This is a genomic window from Pantoea sp. X-Soil-TKNS-1280 (assembly GCF_059730475.1).
The window spans coordinates 586,742-603,436 of the sequence record NZ_AP035963.1 but is presented as its reverse complement, the minus strand read 5'-3'; the positions used below and the strand labels follow the sequence as shown (position 1 = coordinate 603,436).

General features: G+C 53.2%; 12 protein-coding genes. 10 read left to right on the top strand and 2 right to left on the bottom strand.

The features are described from left to right. Positions 1-65 precede the first annotated feature (65 nt). Positions 66-7,199, top strand: coding sequence for a hypothetical protein (locus AC6I8X_RS22735; protein WP_497841195.1), 7,134 nt, complete (start codon positions 66-68; stop codon positions 7,197-7,199). Between the two features lie 28 nt (positions 7,200-7,227). Here AC6I8X_RS22735 and AC6I8X_RS22730 read toward each other — a convergent pair whose 3' ends face one another. After that, complete coding sequence (locus AC6I8X_RS22730; RefSeq protein ID WP_084880352.1) at positions 7,228-7,776, bottom strand: helix-turn-helix domain-containing protein; 549 nt, start codon at positions 7,774-7,776, stop codon at positions 7,228-7,230. Positions 7,777-7,878: 102 nt separating this feature from the next. Here AC6I8X_RS22730 and AC6I8X_RS22725 point away from each other — a divergent pair, with 102 nt between their 5' ends. After that, a complete protein-coding gene (locus tag AC6I8X_RS22725) occupies positions 7,879-8,544 on the top strand; it encodes an AzlC family ABC transporter permease (protein ID WP_497841194.1) in 666 nt (221 codons plus the stop codon). Next, positions 8,544-8,864 (top strand): AzlD domain-containing protein, encoded by a 321-nt coding sequence (locus tag AC6I8X_RS22720; protein WP_497841193.1) that lies wholly within the window; start codon positions 8,544-8,546, stop codon positions 8,862-8,864. The genes AC6I8X_RS22725 and AC6I8X_RS22720 overlap by 1 nt, the downstream gene beginning before the upstream one ends. Here the strand turns inward: AC6I8X_RS22720 and AC6I8X_RS22715 are convergent. Further along, positions 8,846-9,388, bottom strand: coding sequence for a GNAT family N-acetyltransferase (locus tag AC6I8X_RS22715; protein WP_497841192.1), 543 nt, complete (start codon positions 9,386-9,388; stop codon positions 8,846-8,848). The genes AC6I8X_RS22720 and AC6I8X_RS22715 overlap by 19 nt on opposite strands. Before the next feature lie 62 nt (positions 9,389-9,450). Here AC6I8X_RS22715 and AC6I8X_RS22710 point away from each other — a divergent pair, with 62 nt between their 5' ends. The 7 genes from AC6I8X_RS22710 (at position 9,451) to AC6I8X_RS22680 (ending at position 16,633) form a co-directional block, all read left to right on the top strand. Next, on the top strand, positions 9,451-9,921 hold the full coding sequence (locus AC6I8X_RS22710) for a GNAT family N-acetyltransferase (RefSeq protein WP_313686178.1): 471 nt from the start codon (positions 9,451-9,453) through the stop codon (positions 9,919-9,921). A gap of 43 nt (positions 9,922-9,964) precedes the next feature. Further along, a complete protein-coding gene (corA, locus tag AC6I8X_RS22705) occupies positions 9,965-10,933 on the top strand; it encodes a magnesium/cobalt transporter CorA (RefSeq protein WP_299451113.1) in 969 nt (322 codons plus the stop codon). 338 nt (positions 10,934-11,271) lie between these two features. Then, positions 11,272-12,666: an amidase gene (locus AC6I8X_RS22700; RefSeq protein ID WP_497841415.1), complete on the top strand. Its 1,395-nt coding sequence runs from the start codon at positions 11,272-11,274 to the stop codon at positions 12,664-12,666. Positions 12,667-12,743: 77 nt separating this feature from the next. Further along, positions 12,744-13,541, top strand: coding sequence for a DeoR/GlpR family DNA-binding transcription regulator (locus AC6I8X_RS22695; RefSeq protein ID WP_084880369.1), 798 nt, complete (start codon positions 12,744-12,746; stop codon positions 13,539-13,541). Further along, positions 13,480-14,766, top strand: a complete 1,287-nt coding sequence (locus tag AC6I8X_RS22690; RefSeq protein ID WP_497841191.1) for a Zn-dependent hydrolase — start codon at positions 13,480-13,482, stop codon at positions 14,764-14,766. The genes AC6I8X_RS22695 and AC6I8X_RS22690 overlap by 62 nt, the downstream gene beginning before the upstream one ends. After that, complete coding sequence (locus tag AC6I8X_RS22685; protein ID WP_497841190.1) at positions 14,763-15,698, top strand: phosphotransferase; 936 nt, start codon at positions 14,763-14,765, stop codon at positions 15,696-15,698. The genes AC6I8X_RS22690 and AC6I8X_RS22685 overlap by 4 nt, the downstream gene beginning before the upstream one ends. Beyond that, on the top strand, positions 15,695-16,633 hold the full coding sequence (locus AC6I8X_RS22680) for a phosphotransferase (protein ID WP_416413483.1): 939 nt from the start codon (positions 15,695-15,697) through the stop codon (positions 16,631-16,633). Before AC6I8X_RS22685 ends, AC6I8X_RS22680 begins: the two co-directional genes overlap by 4 nt. Positions 16,634-16,695: the final 62 nt, after the last annotated feature.

Here is a 16,695-nt window from a genome sequence, read left to right as displayed (position 1 = left end):
CAGCATCAGAGGCTGGCAAATGATACTCCTCTGCCAGTAGTAGTCTGTGCCACGAACAAAAGGCGATGAATTATCGTCGCCTTAAATCCTCAGTATTCAATACTGCTTTGAACGCCGAACTGTCTCGATTGGCTTACGGCTGCAGCAGGCAACTTCCTCAAATCTATAACTTCAGGTCTTTTACCGATAATCTTGCCGGGCTGTTACCGGTAATCTTACCTGATTATTTTTTGACTTTCTTTGAATCAGGGATTCCCATGGCTGACTACGCGCTCAAAACCAACACCAACTGCATTCACACCCTGGCAACAGAGTCCCCCGGCACCACGGGCAGCTTCGGGAGTAAGAGATTTCCAAGTCTGCCAGAGGAATCCGCCAGGAAATTGAATGATTCCCTCTTACTTGGGTCCTTTGATTCTGACGCTTTAATCAATACTCCGGGTACCGACAGTCTGCTGGACGGTATTGCCGATCAGCCGGATCTTATGACCTTTCTGCAAGCTGAGACTGAAGTGACGCTTGTACTGCGGAAAATGAATACCCTCCCTAAACCTATGGCAGAGAGTCTGCTCTATGAAGGAAAACCGGTAACGAAGGAAAAACTCGATCAGGTGATGGATGTTCTGGTGGCTACTGTTGAACACAACCCCGTAGTTGAAACCACACTGAACGAGTTGGAGACAACGCTGTTCGGGGATGCCCTGGAAGGCCTGGAGGAGCCGGAAGAGGATCAGATGGAGCCGGAAGCGTTCGCCCTGCCGGATCTGCTGAAAGAGCGTGGGAAGCTGGATGAATACCGCCGTCTGGGCAAGCTCCGGGATTACCTTGAAGTTGATATGGAGGAGATGAAAAAGATCCAGACAGAGATGTCGGAGCACAAGTGGTCCCCCGCCGAGCCGTCTCTGAAACAGGCGGGTGTAAATCTTCGCGAACTGAGCAAGTCACTGGCGGCATTTCCCCCGCAGGACGGCCCTCAGAAAGTGGGGATGATGAACGCGCAGCTGTCACTGCACGATATCGCGGAGGCGCTGAAAAAAGCCGATACAGTGCTGGCTGGCGTGGCAGAACATCGTAAGAGCGGCGGCGTAGCGGAACTTTCGGAGGGGCCGGAGGCAGTACGGCGTGAGCTGCTGCAGGCACTGGACAGAAGCCGTTTTCTTTACCTGTGGCAGGCGGTGGAGTTGCCGGAAAACGTGAAAACGTGGGAGGAGCAGGCGCTGCTGCATAAGGGCATGGATAAGGCTTACACAGATATGAAGGCCGACTGCAAGAAAGTGGTCAGGGCGCTGGAGAAAACGCGTGACGCGTATCTGAAGGATGTACGCTCAGAGCTGAAGGGGCTGCAAGAGGAAGAGGTGGCACTGTCTGAATTAGCTAAAGATACGGACGGGGCGGACCCCATGTCGGCGAAAATCCGCGATGCAGCACGGGCGCTGATACCGGTGTGCGTGGAGCTGGGGAATGCACTGTCAGAGGCGGCAGCAACAAATGACGACACGACGCTGAAAGATCTAAAAAAAGCGACCGCAGACCTGCGAAATATGTCGGCGGCGCTGTGCAATGCCGCAATCATCAGCGGAGTGGCAGACGCAGCAGAAAAGACCAAAGTGGGAGATCCGTTACGGGCGCTGGCGAAAAAGGCGCTGGATACGGTGGCAACGGAGGTGGAAAAGGCCCGGGACAAACTGGAGGGGCGCCTGAAGCCTGGATTTTTCACCAGGAAGGAAAAACACCTGAGCAGGCACAGCCACACAACCTTCGCTGAGGCACTGAAGAAGGCGGACGGCATGGTGAAAATCGTGAAGCAGGCGATGGGGAAGAGCAGTAATGCCCTGAAGCAGGAAGAGAAGGTGGAGGAGGGCGCGGCGCATGTTTTGCTGCATGTTCTGAGACATGAGTCGATGCTGAAGAAGGCGGGCAAGCAGTGGGACAAAGCGAAAGACATGGCGTCGGCGCTGGGGCATCTGACGGTGAAAGGCTGGCGTGCCACCCAAACGGGCATGGCGCACGGACTGAACCCGGCCCAGCACAGCGACTTTCATTCGCAAATCAGGGGGGTGGTATCCAGCCCGCTGGGTATGATGCTGAATGTTCACCGTGCGATGGAAGATCTTGCCGAAGCGTCAATGGCGGCGTCAGAGAAGAAGCCGCAGGTGAAAAGACAGCTGCGTGATAGCGGCAGCATACTGACACCGGACCAGCGCAAGGAAACGTTGCATCAGTACCAGGAAGCAAAGCTGGCCGAGCTGGATAAGAAATGGGTGGAGGCAGAGCAGCAGATAGAAACGCTGGGGCGGGTGATGGAGATGACGGAGCGTGAGCTAGGCGATATGCAGAAAACCTTCCTCATGCGGCAGCACCAAAACAGCATCGGGGTAATACGTACCCTCTGCCGCGCTTCGGCAAAGCGGTGCCGGGATGCGATGGCGGAGATGAGCCGGGAGATGAAGCAGCTGGTTAATCCGGGAGGAAACAGCGAGATACCGGCCTCAGCGCTGCGCGGTAAGAAAGATTACAAACAGGCCCAGCGAGCCATTATGAAATGCCTGCGGACTACCGACGCGGCGATGAAAAAGCTATCGACCGAAGTGGCAGAAATCACTCAGAAGCAGATTAACCTGTTTTCGAAGGATGCGAAGCTGGTGAAGTATATTGCCGGGGTGCTGCACGCCAGTAAAGCGCAGATCCCGGAGGCAGCAAGCGCGGAGGGGCGGGCGCATCTGCTGTCGCTGTTCGACAGGGTGGTTGATGAACTGGGGGACGTTTTTAAAACGGATAAGGACCCGAAGGGTAAAGCGTTTATAGATCGTGTCAGGCGGGAAGGCGTGCTGCTGGAGATGAAAGCGAACCTGGCAGCGGAGACGCCGGAAAAAGCGGCGGCCCACCTGGAGGGCTGGGTGCAGAAGATGACGAAAAAGTCGTCCGGGGCTGTGTCAGGGGAGTTTGCGAAAAGGATGGTACAGACGCTGTTTGGTCAGACAGCGAAGAGCCTGCTGGGGGGGATGTTCCACGGGGCGAAGATACTGAGTTTCGGCTACAGGATAGGGAAAGAAATTGACCGCTTTGTGACGGACAGGGCAAGGCTGGATAGTGCGTATACGCCGACGCAGTTTGTTCGGGCCGCTGATTTAGATGCGGTGGAAAACCGGCTGGTGTACGGGATACTGGAACAGACAGTGAGTTTATTCACTCCTTCGGTGGTGAAAACAACCGTGAAGAGCGGTTTTCTGGTGCAAAAAATCAGGCAGGATGGTTTCCGCAAGGTGTTGAAGGATACCTCTGGTGGTCTGCCTGGGGACGTTGGAATCGAGTTAGGTTTACAGGGTATGGTCGCAACCGGAGTGGCAGGAGTGAATGAGCTGCATAAGGCTGCAGAAACCAGGGCTGCACAGTCAGCCGCCAGCGCTGAAGGAAAGTCGGGTGAAGCGGAGAGAATTCCGGTGGGTAATAGTCGTCCGGCAGAAGCTAACCGGATAGAGGAACAGCAGCGGAAATCCGGGGTAGCACGGGAGAAAACACAGGAAGAGAGGCGGGTCAAACGAAGTGCACCGGCTGCGGCAGTTGCAGAGGCAGAGGACGATGCCCTGGTAGGTTCCAGCCAGAACTCGCCTGTTGACAGTACCGACGACATCGAATTCACGATGACCGAAGAAGAATTTAACGATACGCAAATCGGTATTGACGTCCGCAATAGCACCAAAATCAGAACGTTTATTGAGAAAGATATTCAGGATGTCATCGACAGACATCCGGGCGGGAATGGAAAAATCACCTCACCCTATAGCTGGGTGGATACCGTTAATACAGGAACAAATCCGTACACTTTTGAGCGAAAGCGCGTGATTGATATTTACACGGGTAATGGTGTTACTGATGATGTTAAAATATTGTGGGAAGGTAGTACGGGTAGACGTGATTCAACTGACACCTCAGATGAATTCCGCAAGGATCTTTTTGGACATAAGCCGTATAAATTCAACAAGGATAAACCTTTTGAAATTACACGTCTTACCCCTGATGATATAAATAAATCTCAGCGTTCCTACACAAGACTGCGTCAGGCATGGACGAATCATATGACTGAGATGCGAAAACGCATGCCTGAACTGGCAACACTTTATCGTAACGTATTTAAGCTTGGTTTTACTAATGCACTTAATTCGTCGGGAAATGATCTTTCCGAAACTGAAAAAACGACGATAAGAGGATATTTAAACGGTAACACCAGTGGGGTTATTACTCTGAGATATAATGGAGAGAAGGTACCGGACGTTATTGCTCTGGTCATACCAGGCGCCTCGGAGAATAAAACACATATATTAATGATGGATTATGATGGTAACTTCAAACGGGTTGAGGCCACTCGTACCCTTGGTGAGGTCGAGAATAATAGTCCCCGCTACTCGTTTGAGCCTGATGAAGAGACGCAGCAATTTATTTCGCGCCGTTTGGTTGTGGGTGACAGGGAAAAAGCCTCAGCTCAGAAAAAACCAAAAGTAATAATGGATCCTTCCAGTAACTACGACACAAAACTGGCAGACCGGTATCTTAATGCTCAGGATAGAGAGTTTAAGCGGGTGGTGGCTGACTCTGATGTCGAGATGCTCGATATCAAATATAAAGCTATTGATGATGTCGCGAGTAATCTGGGGATGGTGGTGGGGATGACTGGTCTGCCGAAAAGTACGCCGATGGGAATGTTTGCTTCTGCATTAATAACCACTGGAAAGGGGTTTGCAAAATATATTATTACACCGGAGCATGAAACGAAAAGGTTGAATAATATCCGTAACCAAACCATCAGAGATGTCTTTACAGGGGGATTCTCCGATTTGACGATTGGGAAGACGATGGATAATTTACCACAAGATTTTAATGAACTGTCAAAAAAAGGCATGGAGTGGTATCAAAAATCAACAAGCTGGTCTGGAGATATGGGCAAGGTAGTCAATCAATTTGCTGATCAGGCATATGACTGGATGGGGTTGACCATAGAAGATACCACGAGACCCGACACGTCCTTTTCAAATGCTGAACGGACGTCAGCCCCCTCAGAGGACGCGTTGACTTCATCTTCCCGAACCGGCGGGGAGAGGTCAAGAACGGAAATGTTATGGGGCCAGACCGCAAATGATCTTAACAAGGGATTTGACGAACTCAGATATAATAAACTATCAGCAAACACCCTGAAAAACCTGGATGAATTAGGAATAGATTATAAGAAAATACTCAACAAGCATGGTACCCCGGCTTCCATTAAAAACGCCACCACCAACGGTGTTACGGATTATAGCCAGGTAGTATATGACAAGCACGGAGTGAATGAGCTTTGGGGTAAAGCCTCGAAAGCTTATAAGAAATGGTTACAGTCTGAGCGCCTTGAGAGAATGAGCGACAAACTGGAGGTGCTGGAGAGTAAAGTAACAGGCGATCAAACCATCCTGATTCCTTACAGTTTATTAAAAGACTTTCGCGATGCGGGGTTTGATATAGATGGTCACATGGCAGGGAATGCTATCGATGATGATAATAATCCTGAAACTAAATATACGAAAAGACCTGAACAGGGGCGGTTGAATCACACCGAGCTTAAAAGATTAAGATTCATAGCTAAAGCGAAACAGCTGGAACCTTCAGATATTAACGGCGTACTAAAATTGCTTGATGAAATGAGAAATTCTTTAAGTGGTGATGAACGGACGACCATACCCCATGAGTTGCAGGAAATTCTTGAGAAACATGGAATAAAGGTTAAGGATTATATCCGGGTGCATGGTGACATCAGACCTGCTCGTAAGGCAGCGCTTCAAAAAGGACATCAATACCCAGAACAACATCTATGGTTATCCGATCGTACCATGGATAAAAGCCATTTCGGCGACCTGGCCGCCATGGCCCGTCTTAAACTCCTTGAGAGAAACGTGCAGGTACTCAAAGATGATGTGGAATCCCTTATTAACGGCGGAACTCCAGGACGTTTAAACCCGGCGACGATTAAATCCCTGAGAGATAATGGTATAAATATTGACGCTCTTGCCCACAATTATGGTACACCGTCTTCAAAAGAGGCGGCAATGAGCGATGCAGGCGAACTTAATATTGAAGAGGTTGACATTGATGTGGCCGGGGCCAGATTACTCAAAATAAAAATTGAGCAAAGAATCAGGCAGTATAAAATAAAGATAATGATTGAAAGAATGAAAACCCTTAAAGAATTACCTGATGGTGGATATCGCCTGCCACATGATATTATTGACTTTATCAAAAAAGGTCAGGCAACAAGGGAAGGAGAGCTCTATCTGGAATATGTCAGACATAACGATATCAGCGATTCGCAATTGAAATCGCTACGCTGGATGTTAGAAGCTGAAGTTGAGTTATCTCCTGAAAGTACGCATGAAGAACTGGCTGCATTTGTCCACAAAATGGAAAGTGATACAACATCAGGTGATAGCGTTACTCTTCCTCCTTCTTTAATTCATTTTTTAAGAGCGCGTGGGGTGAGTGTTGATAAATATCTGCGGGAGAATGGAGACACAATAGTTGCGATTAGTCGTGCTAAAAAAAGAAGTGATGAAAATCAGCTTAATATGGCAGAAATTAATGTCAATAAAGGTCAACTCAAAGAAATAGAGGACATGATTATTGCTCAGAAAAGAAAGACTGAGGCCTCTGGCATGATAAAGAGGTTAAATGATCTCAGAACATCAATGAATCCAACCAGCGAAGTTGACCTGCCTGAAGATATCAGGAAATTTGTACTTGCCAGTCCGGAAGTTGATGATAACAACCGGTATCTGGAAGAGTTGAAATGGAGGACCGTGACCAAAGCCGAATTGGATTGGCTATATTGGACATTAAAAGCGGAGGCTGAACTAGGCACGGACAGTACTCCGGAACAAACCATTGCCTTTATGCGGAAAATGGAAATTTCAATGGTCGGGGATGAGGTCAGAGCATTTCCTCCGCGTTTAATTAACCGTTTGAAGAGCCATGGCATTGCCGTTGATGATTATCTTAACCAGTTTGGTGATACCGGGCTTGCAAAAAATCTTGCGCTATTACGAGGCAATGAAAACATTCTCGACTCGAGAGATATTAAACTCAGTAAGCCCAGATTGACGAAGTTGAGAGAGATGCTTGCCGCCATGCCAGCTGTTCAGCAGGAAACGACCACCCCTGTTTCCGCTGCAACTTGATCTTGTATCACTTAGTGATGCATCTGATTCAATTCTGCTCTGACAGCTGCACTGCCATGGTATTTGGCTCCAGCGCTTCAAACAGGTGCGGCTCGTCAGCGGGATAGCAAATGTAGTCGCCGGGGCCGAGCAGCACCGGTGCATCGCTCGGGCCGACCAGGGCGCGTCCCTGGGCGATGATCACATGTTCAACCGAGCCGGGCGGATGCGGCTTTGACGCCCTCGCTGCGCCGGGTTGGCTGGTGATCAGATAAAGATCGCGACGCCCGCCTGGGGGGCAACTCGCCAGCAGTGCGGCCTGATAATCCGCCAGTTCGGCAGAGATCACCATTCCTTCACCTTTACGAATCACCTGTAACCGCTTCACTTCTGGCTCCATCAGGCGCGCAAAAGGAATATTCAGCGCCACGCACAATGACCATAGCGTCTCAATACTGGGATTGCCATTGCCTGCTTCCAACTGTGACAGGGTCGATTTCGCCACTCCGGCACGACGAGCGACCTCAGTCAATGAAAGGCCGGCGCGCTGGCGTTCACGCACCAGTCCGGCAGCAATAATATCAATCGGCGGGGTCACAGCTACTCCTGTTCGATATAAAGAACAAATTGTTCATCTTGAAAAACAACATTGAGACGTTCATTATAACGGCTTTCCTGTTCGATATGAGATCAAATTATTATGCGTCTGGGAGCAGTACCTCTCGATAAAGGGGTGATCAAAGCGATTTTTCTCGTTTGTCTGGCCGATGGAATCGTCGGTCTTTCTTATGGATCGCTGGCGGCTGCGGACGGTTTTCCGCTCTGGGTGCCGATCGCGCTATCCACCCTGGTGCTGGCGGGGGCATCCGAATTTCTCTTTATTGGTATTGTCGCCGGTGGCGGCAGTCCGCTCACCGCTGCGGCCGCCGGGTTGCTCGTCAACGCCCGGCATTTACCGTTTGGCATCGCGGTTAAAGATTTGGTCGGGCAGGGCAGCCGTGCACTGTTTGGCTGTCATATCATGAATGATGAAAGTGTGGTGTTTGGCATTTCGCAACCGAAGCTGGCCCAGCGCCGTGCCGCCTACTGGATCTGCGGCCTGGGTATTTTTGCCATCTGGCCACTGAGCGTGATCAGCGGTGCGGTGATTGGTCGCTTTATCCCGGATGTGTCGGCGATTGGTCTGGACGCCGTGTTTCCCGCGATTCTGATTGCGCTGATCTTCCCGGCACTGCGCCAGCGACGCACGCGCTTCCCGGCTTCGCTCGGGGCATTGCTCTCGGTATTAGCTACGCCGTTTGTTCCTGCCGGGATGCCGGTGCTGTTTTCTTTATTAGGTTTGCTGAGCTGGCGGGAGCGTAAATAATGGAAAATGGCTTAATCATTGCGGGTATTGTGCTGCTGGCGAGTGGAACTTATCTGATCCGTTTTGCCGGATTTCGTCTCGGCAGCCGCATGCAGATGTCCGAACGCGCGCGCACCATGTTGTCCGATGCCGCCACTGTGTTGCTGCTGTCAGTGGCTGTCACCACCGCGCTGTTTGAAGGCACCCACTTCGCGGGCATTGCCCGTATCGCAGGTGTGCTGTTTGCCGTCTTCCTTGCCTGGCGCAGAGCACCGCTGATTGTGGTGATCATCGGGGCGGCGTTAATGACGGCAATCCTGCGTTACCTTGGCGTCTCCTGATCGCGCCAGGTTTGCGCACGCAATTCATACACCAGGCTGGCGGGAGCGCCGGGAATGTCCTCAACCCGGTCATAACAGCGTAAACCCGCCTTCTCCAGCACCTGCTGAGAAGCCAGATGATCTTCGCGCACCGCCGCATCCACCACCGGTAGCTGGCAGCGATCAAAAGCGTAGGCAATCACCGTACGGGCAAATTCAGTGGCGTAACCGTTGCCCCATGCCTCTTTTGCCAGCCGGTAGCCAAGATTATTCACCGGCTTGCCGGCAAACTCCCGCACCGTCAAGCCACCAAACCCCAACACTTGTTCAGATCGCTCGCGCAGACAAATCGCCCAATTGCCAAACGGATAGGATTGCCAGTGCGCCAGCCAGCGTGTTAACACTTCTTCTGTAAAGGTGAGGTCAGGAAAAGGGCCGGTTGGATTAAACATGTTGGTGCCGGGATCGCCATAAATGGCGAACAGAGTGTGCAGATCGCGCATTTCAACCGGGCGCAAAAACAGCCGTGCCGAGAACAGTTGCATCTAACTCACCTTAATTATCTTCCTGATCGCGTTTCTGGATTATAAGCACAGCAGGAGAAACCATGACACCTCGTTTAGCTCGTCCTGATGAAGCTGCCGCGCTGTGGCGTATTCGTAACCTCGCGATTCGTCACGGTTGCCAGGCCGTGTATTCCGCCGATGTGATTGCCGCCTGGACCCCCGACGCATTGCCAGAAGGATACTTTGAAGCCATTCGCGGCAATCCTTTCTTTGTGGTTGAAGACCCTTTGCATGGCGTTGCCGCCACCGGTTTTCTCGATCTGGCGAATGGTAGCGTTGAAGCCATTTTCACGTTGCCATCCTGCCACGGCAAAGGTTATGCCAGTGCCATTATGCAGGCGATTGTGCGGGAAGCACGTCAGCGTGGTTTTCGCCAGCTGACGCTGGCAGCAACCCCCAACGCCTGGGAGTTCTATTTGCGTCACGGATTTAGCGTGGTGAAAGAAAGCCTGTATCACTCGGCGCTGGCCGGTGCGGCTTTACCCTGTGTTGAGATGAAATATGACCTTTAAGACTATGATTACAGGACATCAGCAAAAGAAGGATCTGGATAAGATGGTGATTAACTGCGTGGTCTATCGCCACGGCAAGCGTGAAGAGAATGTCAACATTGCCGACATCAGTGAGGTGCTGAAAGAAGACAACACCTTTGTCTGGCTGGGATTATATCAGCCAGATGCCGCCTTTATGCAGACGCTGCAACAGGAGTTCAGCCTGCATGAGCTGGCGATTGAAGATGCGCTGGTGGCGCATCAGCGCCCGAAAATTGAGCAGTATGGTGAGTCGGTGTTTGTGGTGGTCAAAACCGCGCATCTTGATGGCCAGCAACGTATCACCTTTGGTGAAACGCACTTCTTCCTGGGCAAAAACTTTCTGATCACTGTGCGCCACGGTTCTACCGATGGCTATGGCGGCATCCGCGCGCGTGCAGAAAAAAACCAGGCGATGATGAGCGAAGGGCCAGGTTACGCCATGTATTGCATCCTCGACTGTATTGTTGATAACTATGCCAAAATTACCGCCAGCCTGAGTAAACGCATCAGCGAAATGGAAGACCAGATGTTCACCACCCGTTTTCATCGCGATACGCTGGAAGAGGTTTATCATCTGCGGCGCGAGTTGCTGTCGCTGCGCAATGCGGCGATGCCGGTCACCGAAATTTGCCCACAGCTGGTGCGCTTCCACGAAAATCTGATCCCAAAAAATCTGCGCGCTTATCTGCGTGATGTCCAGGACCATGCGCATCATGTGATGATCGATGCCGAAGATATGCGCGAAATGCTCACCAGCGCTATGCAGGTAAACCTGGCGCTGGTATCGGTGCAGCAAAGTGAGGTGAACAAGAAGCTGGCCGGATGGGGTGCAGTGCTGATTGTGCCTACCATCATTTTTAGTATGTATGGCATGAACTTCTCTGATATGCCGGAGCTGCATACCCACTTCGGTTATCCGATAGCGCTACTGGTGACCTTTATGATCTGTGGTTTTATGTGGTGGCGACTGAAACGTTCTGGCTGGTTGTAATCGGGCACGGCGATTTTTTGGTCAAACGATTTTGTTATCACTGTGCGCGGAGAGGGGGCAATTTGTGGGTTGTCGCACGTTCCGCGCGTTCATCGTTCGATCAGCGCAAAAACTGCTGACCCTACCAGCAACGGTCATTCCGGTAGTTAAATATTCAACCTTGTGTCATTTTTCTGACATTTTATGCTCTCTCCCATCATCACGCTTTCCTATCACTCACTTCGGATAAATACAACATATCCCACATTAACAACATAAACCGGTCTTGCATCTCTCTACAGCTATGCCACTATCAGCTCAACAGTTGGTCGGATGGATAGAGCGTAAACATGCAGGTTATGCCGGATTTATTAAGCGCAGCGGCACAGATTCGTCAGGGCGAATGCAGCAGTGTGGCATTGGTGGAGTTTTGTTTGCAGCAGATTAAAAACCACAATCCCACATTGAATGCCTTCGGTGATGTCTATTACCAGCAGGCATTAGCAGAAGCGGAGATCTGCGACCGTGAAAGCCAGCAGGGAAAATTGTGCGGTCCGCTGCATGGTGTGCCATTCGGTATTAAAGATCTGTTTTCCACTGCCGGATTGCGGACCTGCAAAGGTTCCCTCACCGCAGTGGATAATGTCCCGGATAGCGACGCGCCGATTATTGCGCGCTTAAAAGCAGCGGGGGCGATCATTATCGGTAAAACCGCCACCACTGAATTTGGCTGGACCGGCTCCAGTTATTCTCGCGTGTATGGTCATGGTCGTAACCCGTGGGATCCGTCACTGACCAGCGGCGGCTCCAGCTCTGGTTCGGCAATCAGCGTGGCGGCACGTATGGTGCCTGCGGCACTGGGGTCGGATGGCGGTGGCTCGGTACGTATTCCCGGTGCGTTTTGCGGCATTTTTGCCCTTAAGGCATCGCTGGGTCGTATTCCTACCTGGCCGTGGTCCGCGACGGAGATGCTCAGCCATGCCGGGCCGATGACCCGCACGGTGCGTGACAGCGCGCTGCTGTTTGATCTGCTCTCCGGCCCGGATGCGCGCGATCATCAGGCGTTACCGGCGAAAACCGAAAGCTGGCTGGAACGTTGCGATGCACCACTGCCGCCCCTGCGGGTGCACTACAGCCCGACGCTGTTTAATACGCCCGTTGATGCCCGCATTGCCGCCTGTGTTGAGCAGGCCGTTGAACAGATGGCACATGCGCTGCCGATTGCGCTGACCGTTAAACCGCTCAGTTGGCAAAGCCCGTTCGACACTTTCGATACCTTGTGGAGCGGAGGCCGCGGTATCGCTTATGGCGCGGCACTCCGGCAGCAACTTGACCAGCTGGACCCCGGCTTCGCTGCCTTAATCGAACGGGCGCAACGTATCGGTCTGGCTGATTACCTGAACGCGCAAAAGCAGCGCGCTGTATTTGCCAGCCAGGTCCATGCGCTGTTTGACGAGGTGGATTTACTGATTACGCCCACGCTGCCGATTCTGCCCTTTGCCGCTGACCGCCACGTCCCGCAAGGGCAACAGGAGGGGGACAGTGGCGTGGAATGGGCGCGCTGGACGCCGTTTACCTGGCCTTTCAATCTGAGCGGCAATCCGGCTGCGACGGTGCCGTGCGGCTTCACCCCGGAGGGTTTGCCGGTGGGATTACAGGTGATCGGACGTCGTTATGCCGAAGGGGATGTATTGCAGTTCTGCGCGGCACTGGAAGCGTTGATGCCATGGGATCAGCATCAGCCAGTATTGTAGCGGCGCGATTTATCGCGCAAAACCGCGTCAGGGTACAGGTATACTGCGGTTTTCCCCGCAGAAACAGAAGGGTAAGTATGATCAATCAGCCGCGACTCGATGAGATCAAACGGGTACTGAGTCACGATAAACGTGTGCGCGTCACCGAACTGGCGCAGAAGTTTGTGGTATCGGAAGAGACCATCCGCCGCGATTTAAAGTATCTGGAGGAGCAGGGAGTGCTGCGACGGGTGCACGGTGGCGCAATTTTGCCCGTACCCAGCGAAGAGCAGCCGCTGCAAATTCGCAGCCGCATCAAACCACGCGCCAAAGTGCGTATGGGGCAACTGGCGAGTGAACTGGTTGAGGAGGGGATGGCATTGTTCCTCGATACCGGCACTTCGACACTGGCGCTGGCGCAGCAGCTGACGCGTTTTGCGCGACTGAAGATTATTACTAATTCACTGGATATTGCCACGCTGCTGACGCAGCAGAGCGAGAATGCTGTGACGCTAACACCAGGGCGCGTCCGGCGAAACGATAACGCACTGATTGGCCCCCATACGCTGGATTTTGCCCGGCAGTTTCACTACGACATCGCCTTTATGGGCATTGGTGCGGTGGATCGGGACAACGGCTTTATGGACTACGAGGAGCCGGAGGCGTTATTACGGCGTGTGCTGAGCACGCATTGCCGCCAGAGTGTGATTCTGGCGGATGAAGGCAAATTTGGACTGCGTACCTTTGTTAATACGCTGCCGTTCAGCGCGGTCGACACCTTAGTGACCAATGCGCCGCCACCGGCAGCTTTTGTAGCGAGTCTGGAGAACGCACATGTCAACATCCTCCATCCCGGCACTGCCGCGGATGACCTCACGCGACTATCAGGCATTTGATGCGCTGTTTGCCACCAGCAGCCGCATTGGTGCCACGGCAGCAGGCGGTTTGCATCGTCTGACGGCCAGCGCCGAAGATCAACAGGTGCGCGATGCCTTTTGCACCTGGCTGACCCAACAGGGTTTTGACGTAAAGATTGATGAAATCGGTAATATTTTTGGTCTGATGACGCTGCGCCCGGGAGCCCCCTGGCTGCTGTGTGGATCGCATCTCGACAGCCAGCCGCTCGGTGGTCGTTTCGATGGTGCTTACGGCGTCACCGGGGCAGCCGCCACGCTTGCCGCACTGGCGCGGCAGTTGCGGGACCATCCCGCTGATGCGCAATGCAACCTGGCGGTGGTCAACTGGACCAATGAAGAAGGCGCGCGTTTTCAGCCGAGCCTGATTGGCAGTTCGGTCTTCACTAAAGCGGTAACGCTGGATGAGGCGCTGGCCTGTACCGATGCCGATGGCATTACGCTGGCTACCGCGCTGGCAGACATTGGCTATCGTGGTGAAACGTTACCAGCTTTGCCGTTGCGCGCTTACCTCGAGCTGCATGTGGAGCAGGGGCCGCACCTTGAGTTTCAGGGCAAGCAAATTGGCGTGGTGACAGAAACCTGGGCGGCACTGAAATGGCAGGTGACGTTTCGCGGTGAGCAAAACCATACCGGCCCGGCATTGATGAGTCGCCGTCGCGATGCGTTGCTGGCGGCGGCACAGACCATTGTTGCGGTGCGTGCTGAGGCCGATCGTCACGGAGAAATTCTGCACACCTCGGTGGGGCGTCTCGAAACCACCCCCAATTCTCCCAACGTGGTAACGTCTGAAGCCACGGTCTACATCGAATTTCGCTCCGCTGATGAGGCTTTGTTGCATCAATTACGCGACAGCTTCAGCCAGCAGATGCAATCGATTGCTCAGGCTACTTCTACCGATGTCAGCCTCGATCGGGCGCAATTCCGTGCGCGGCAACAGCTGGATGCCGGACTGGCACAACGCGCGCTACAGCAGGCAGATCGCCTTGGCCTGAGCGCCATGCCGCTGCGTAGTGTCGCCGGGCATGATGCCATCAGCCTGAGTTATCACTGTCCCAGCGCGCTGCTGTTTGTACCGAGCGCGGGCGGGTTATCCCATAACGAACGTGAATTTACCGCCACTGAGGATCTGCATCGTGGGTTGGATCTGCTGATGGCGCTTTTGAGTGATCTCATCCTGCAACCCGTCCCGGAGGAAACCGCATGATGACGCGCTTAGAACAGGTCCTGGCGGCATGGCAACCCGGCCAGCGCTTTGTTGTCGAACCAGGTTGCGCCGGGGTGGCATCACCACATCGTCTGGCGACGGAGTGGGCAGGATTCCGACTGGAGAGCGCCGGGCAACACTTTTACGCCAAAGTGTTATACGACGATCAACGCACGCTGCTGGATGTCCGCCGCAGTGCTGAAATCAGTCGCCAGGCCGGTGAGCTGGGTATTGCCCCGGCGCTGTGTCATGCCGATGAACAGGCTGGGGTATTGATCTTCGCCGCGCTGGATGCCGATTTTCGCTGGGCCAAACTGGCGAGCTTTAGCGACCCGGCGCAGTTCGACGCCCTGACCCGCACCCTTGACCGATTACATGATGCCGCGTTACCGCTGCCACAGCGTACGCGTCAGCAGGACATGCTGCGACTGCGCCAGCAAATCGGGCAGGCGAACATTGCCTTGCCGGAAGAGATGGTATGGCTCGGTGAATGCGTGGATCTGGCCTGGCAGGCACTGCTGGCTGCGCCATTTACGCCGGTGCTGATTCACGGCGACCCGATTGCCAGCAACTGGATGGTCAACAGCAAGGGTGACTGGCGTTTGCTGGATTTCGATTACGCCGCGCAGGGGGATGCCTGGCACGATATCGCCACCTTAATTCATGAACAATTACCCACTGACGATCGCTGGCGCGATGCGATCCGCGCCTGGCGCGGTGAATGCAGCGAAGCTGATGTGGCGCGCTGCCGCCTGTACGCGCTGGTGGATGATTACCACTGGACGCTGTGGGGAATGCTGAACGGCCACACCAGCGCGCGCGGGCTGGAGTTTGCCAAGCTCGGCCAGTGGATGCTGCTGCGCTGCCGTCAGAGTGCGCGCGATCCCCGATTCGAACGTTGGTTAACCCTGACAGCGGAGCAATCCCGATGAGTAAACAACCCGGACAAGCCGAAAGCTGGCAGGAGCAACGTCTTGAGCAGGCGATTGCTGCGATGCCTGGCTGGCAAAACAAAACCATCCACTATCGCCCGGTACACGGGGGAATCTCGAACGCGAACTGGCATGTGGCGGTTGCGGGCGCGCCCACGGCTTACTTCGTCAAAATTCCCGGTGAAGGCACCGAGCGGTTTATAAATCGAGACACCGCACACGAGGCCAGCGTCAAGGCGGCACAAACCGGTTATGGCGTGCCGGTGGTGGCTTATCTGCGCGAGTTAGGTGTGGAGATATTCGAGTTTATTGACGGCTGGCGTGCTTCATCCAACCTCGATTTTCAACAACCGGCCATTCGCCACCGTGCGTTGCATGCGCTGAAAAGCTTTAATGACCAGCCGCGACTGACCGAGAACAAAACCGTGTTCGATATGCTGAATGAACATATTGAACAGGTACAGGGGCTTAAAGCGCCCTTTTCGGCGGATGCCGTCTGGCTGCATAAGCAGGCGCAACGTGCGCAGCAGGCGCTGGAAGCGGCGGGACTGGATAGCGTGCCCTGCATGAATGACACGCTGGCGGGGAATTTTATGCTGAATGCCAGTGATGAAATTCGTCTGGTTGATTTCGAGTATGCCTCGAATAATGACCGGTGTTATGAACTGGCGTTATGGTTTGGCGAAATGTTTTTTACACCACAAATTGAACTTGAATTGCTGGAGGATTATTTCGGTAAAGTGGATAACGCGATATTTGCCCGCGTACAGATCCACAAATATCTGGCAGATATGAAGTGGTCAACCTGGGCGATTATTCAACATCAGGTAGCGGATATTGATTTTGATTTCTCGAAATATGGTCGCTGGAAAGAATTGCGCGCCCGCAGTGTATTAAATCATCCCGACTGGGAAAACTGGTTGCGCGCATTGTAAGTTTTATCGAATCACACCACAGGGGAAAGGCTGTCTGACAGCAGGTAAAGGAGTGCGAACAC

Coding starts and splice junctions, on each gene's coding strand:
- AC6I8X_RS22735 (WP_497841195.1), top strand. CDS start 66: ATGAATTATCGTCGCCTTAAATCCTCAGTATTCAATACTGCTTTGAAC.
- AC6I8X_RS22685 (WP_497841190.1), top strand. CDS start 14,763: ATGATGACGCGCTTAGAACAGGTCCTGGCGGCATGGCAACCCGGCCAG.
- AC6I8X_RS22690 (WP_497841191.1), top strand. CDS start 13,480: ATGTCAACATCCTCCATCCCGGCACTGCCGCGGATGACCTCACGCGAC.
- AC6I8X_RS22680 (WP_416413483.1), top strand. CDS start 15,695: ATGAGTAAACAACCCGGACAAGCCGAAAGCTGGCAGGAGCAACGTCTT.
- corA (WP_299451113.1), top strand. CDS start 9,965: ATGGTGATTAACTGCGTGGTCTATCGCCACGGCAAGCGTGAAGAGAAT.
- AC6I8X_RS22715 (WP_497841192.1), bottom strand. CDS start 9,388: ATGCAACTGTTCTCGGCACGGCTGTTTTTGCGCCCGGTTGAAATGCGC.
- AC6I8X_RS22710 (WP_313686178.1), top strand. CDS start 9,451: ATGACACCTCGTTTAGCTCGTCCTGATGAAGCTGCCGCGCTGTGGCGT.
- AC6I8X_RS22700 (WP_497841415.1), top strand. CDS start 11,272: ATGCCGGATTTATTAAGCGCAGCGGCACAGATTCGTCAGGGCGAATGC.
- AC6I8X_RS22695 (WP_084880369.1), top strand. CDS start 12,744: ATGATCAATCAGCCGCGACTCGATGAGATCAAACGGGTACTGAGTCAC.
- AC6I8X_RS22720 (WP_497841193.1), top strand. CDS start 8,544: ATGGAAAATGGCTTAATCATTGCGGGTATTGTGCTGCTGGCGAGTGGA.
- AC6I8X_RS22725 (WP_497841194.1), top strand. CDS start 7,879: ATGCGTCTGGGAGCAGTACCTCTCGATAAAGGGGTGATCAAAGCGATT.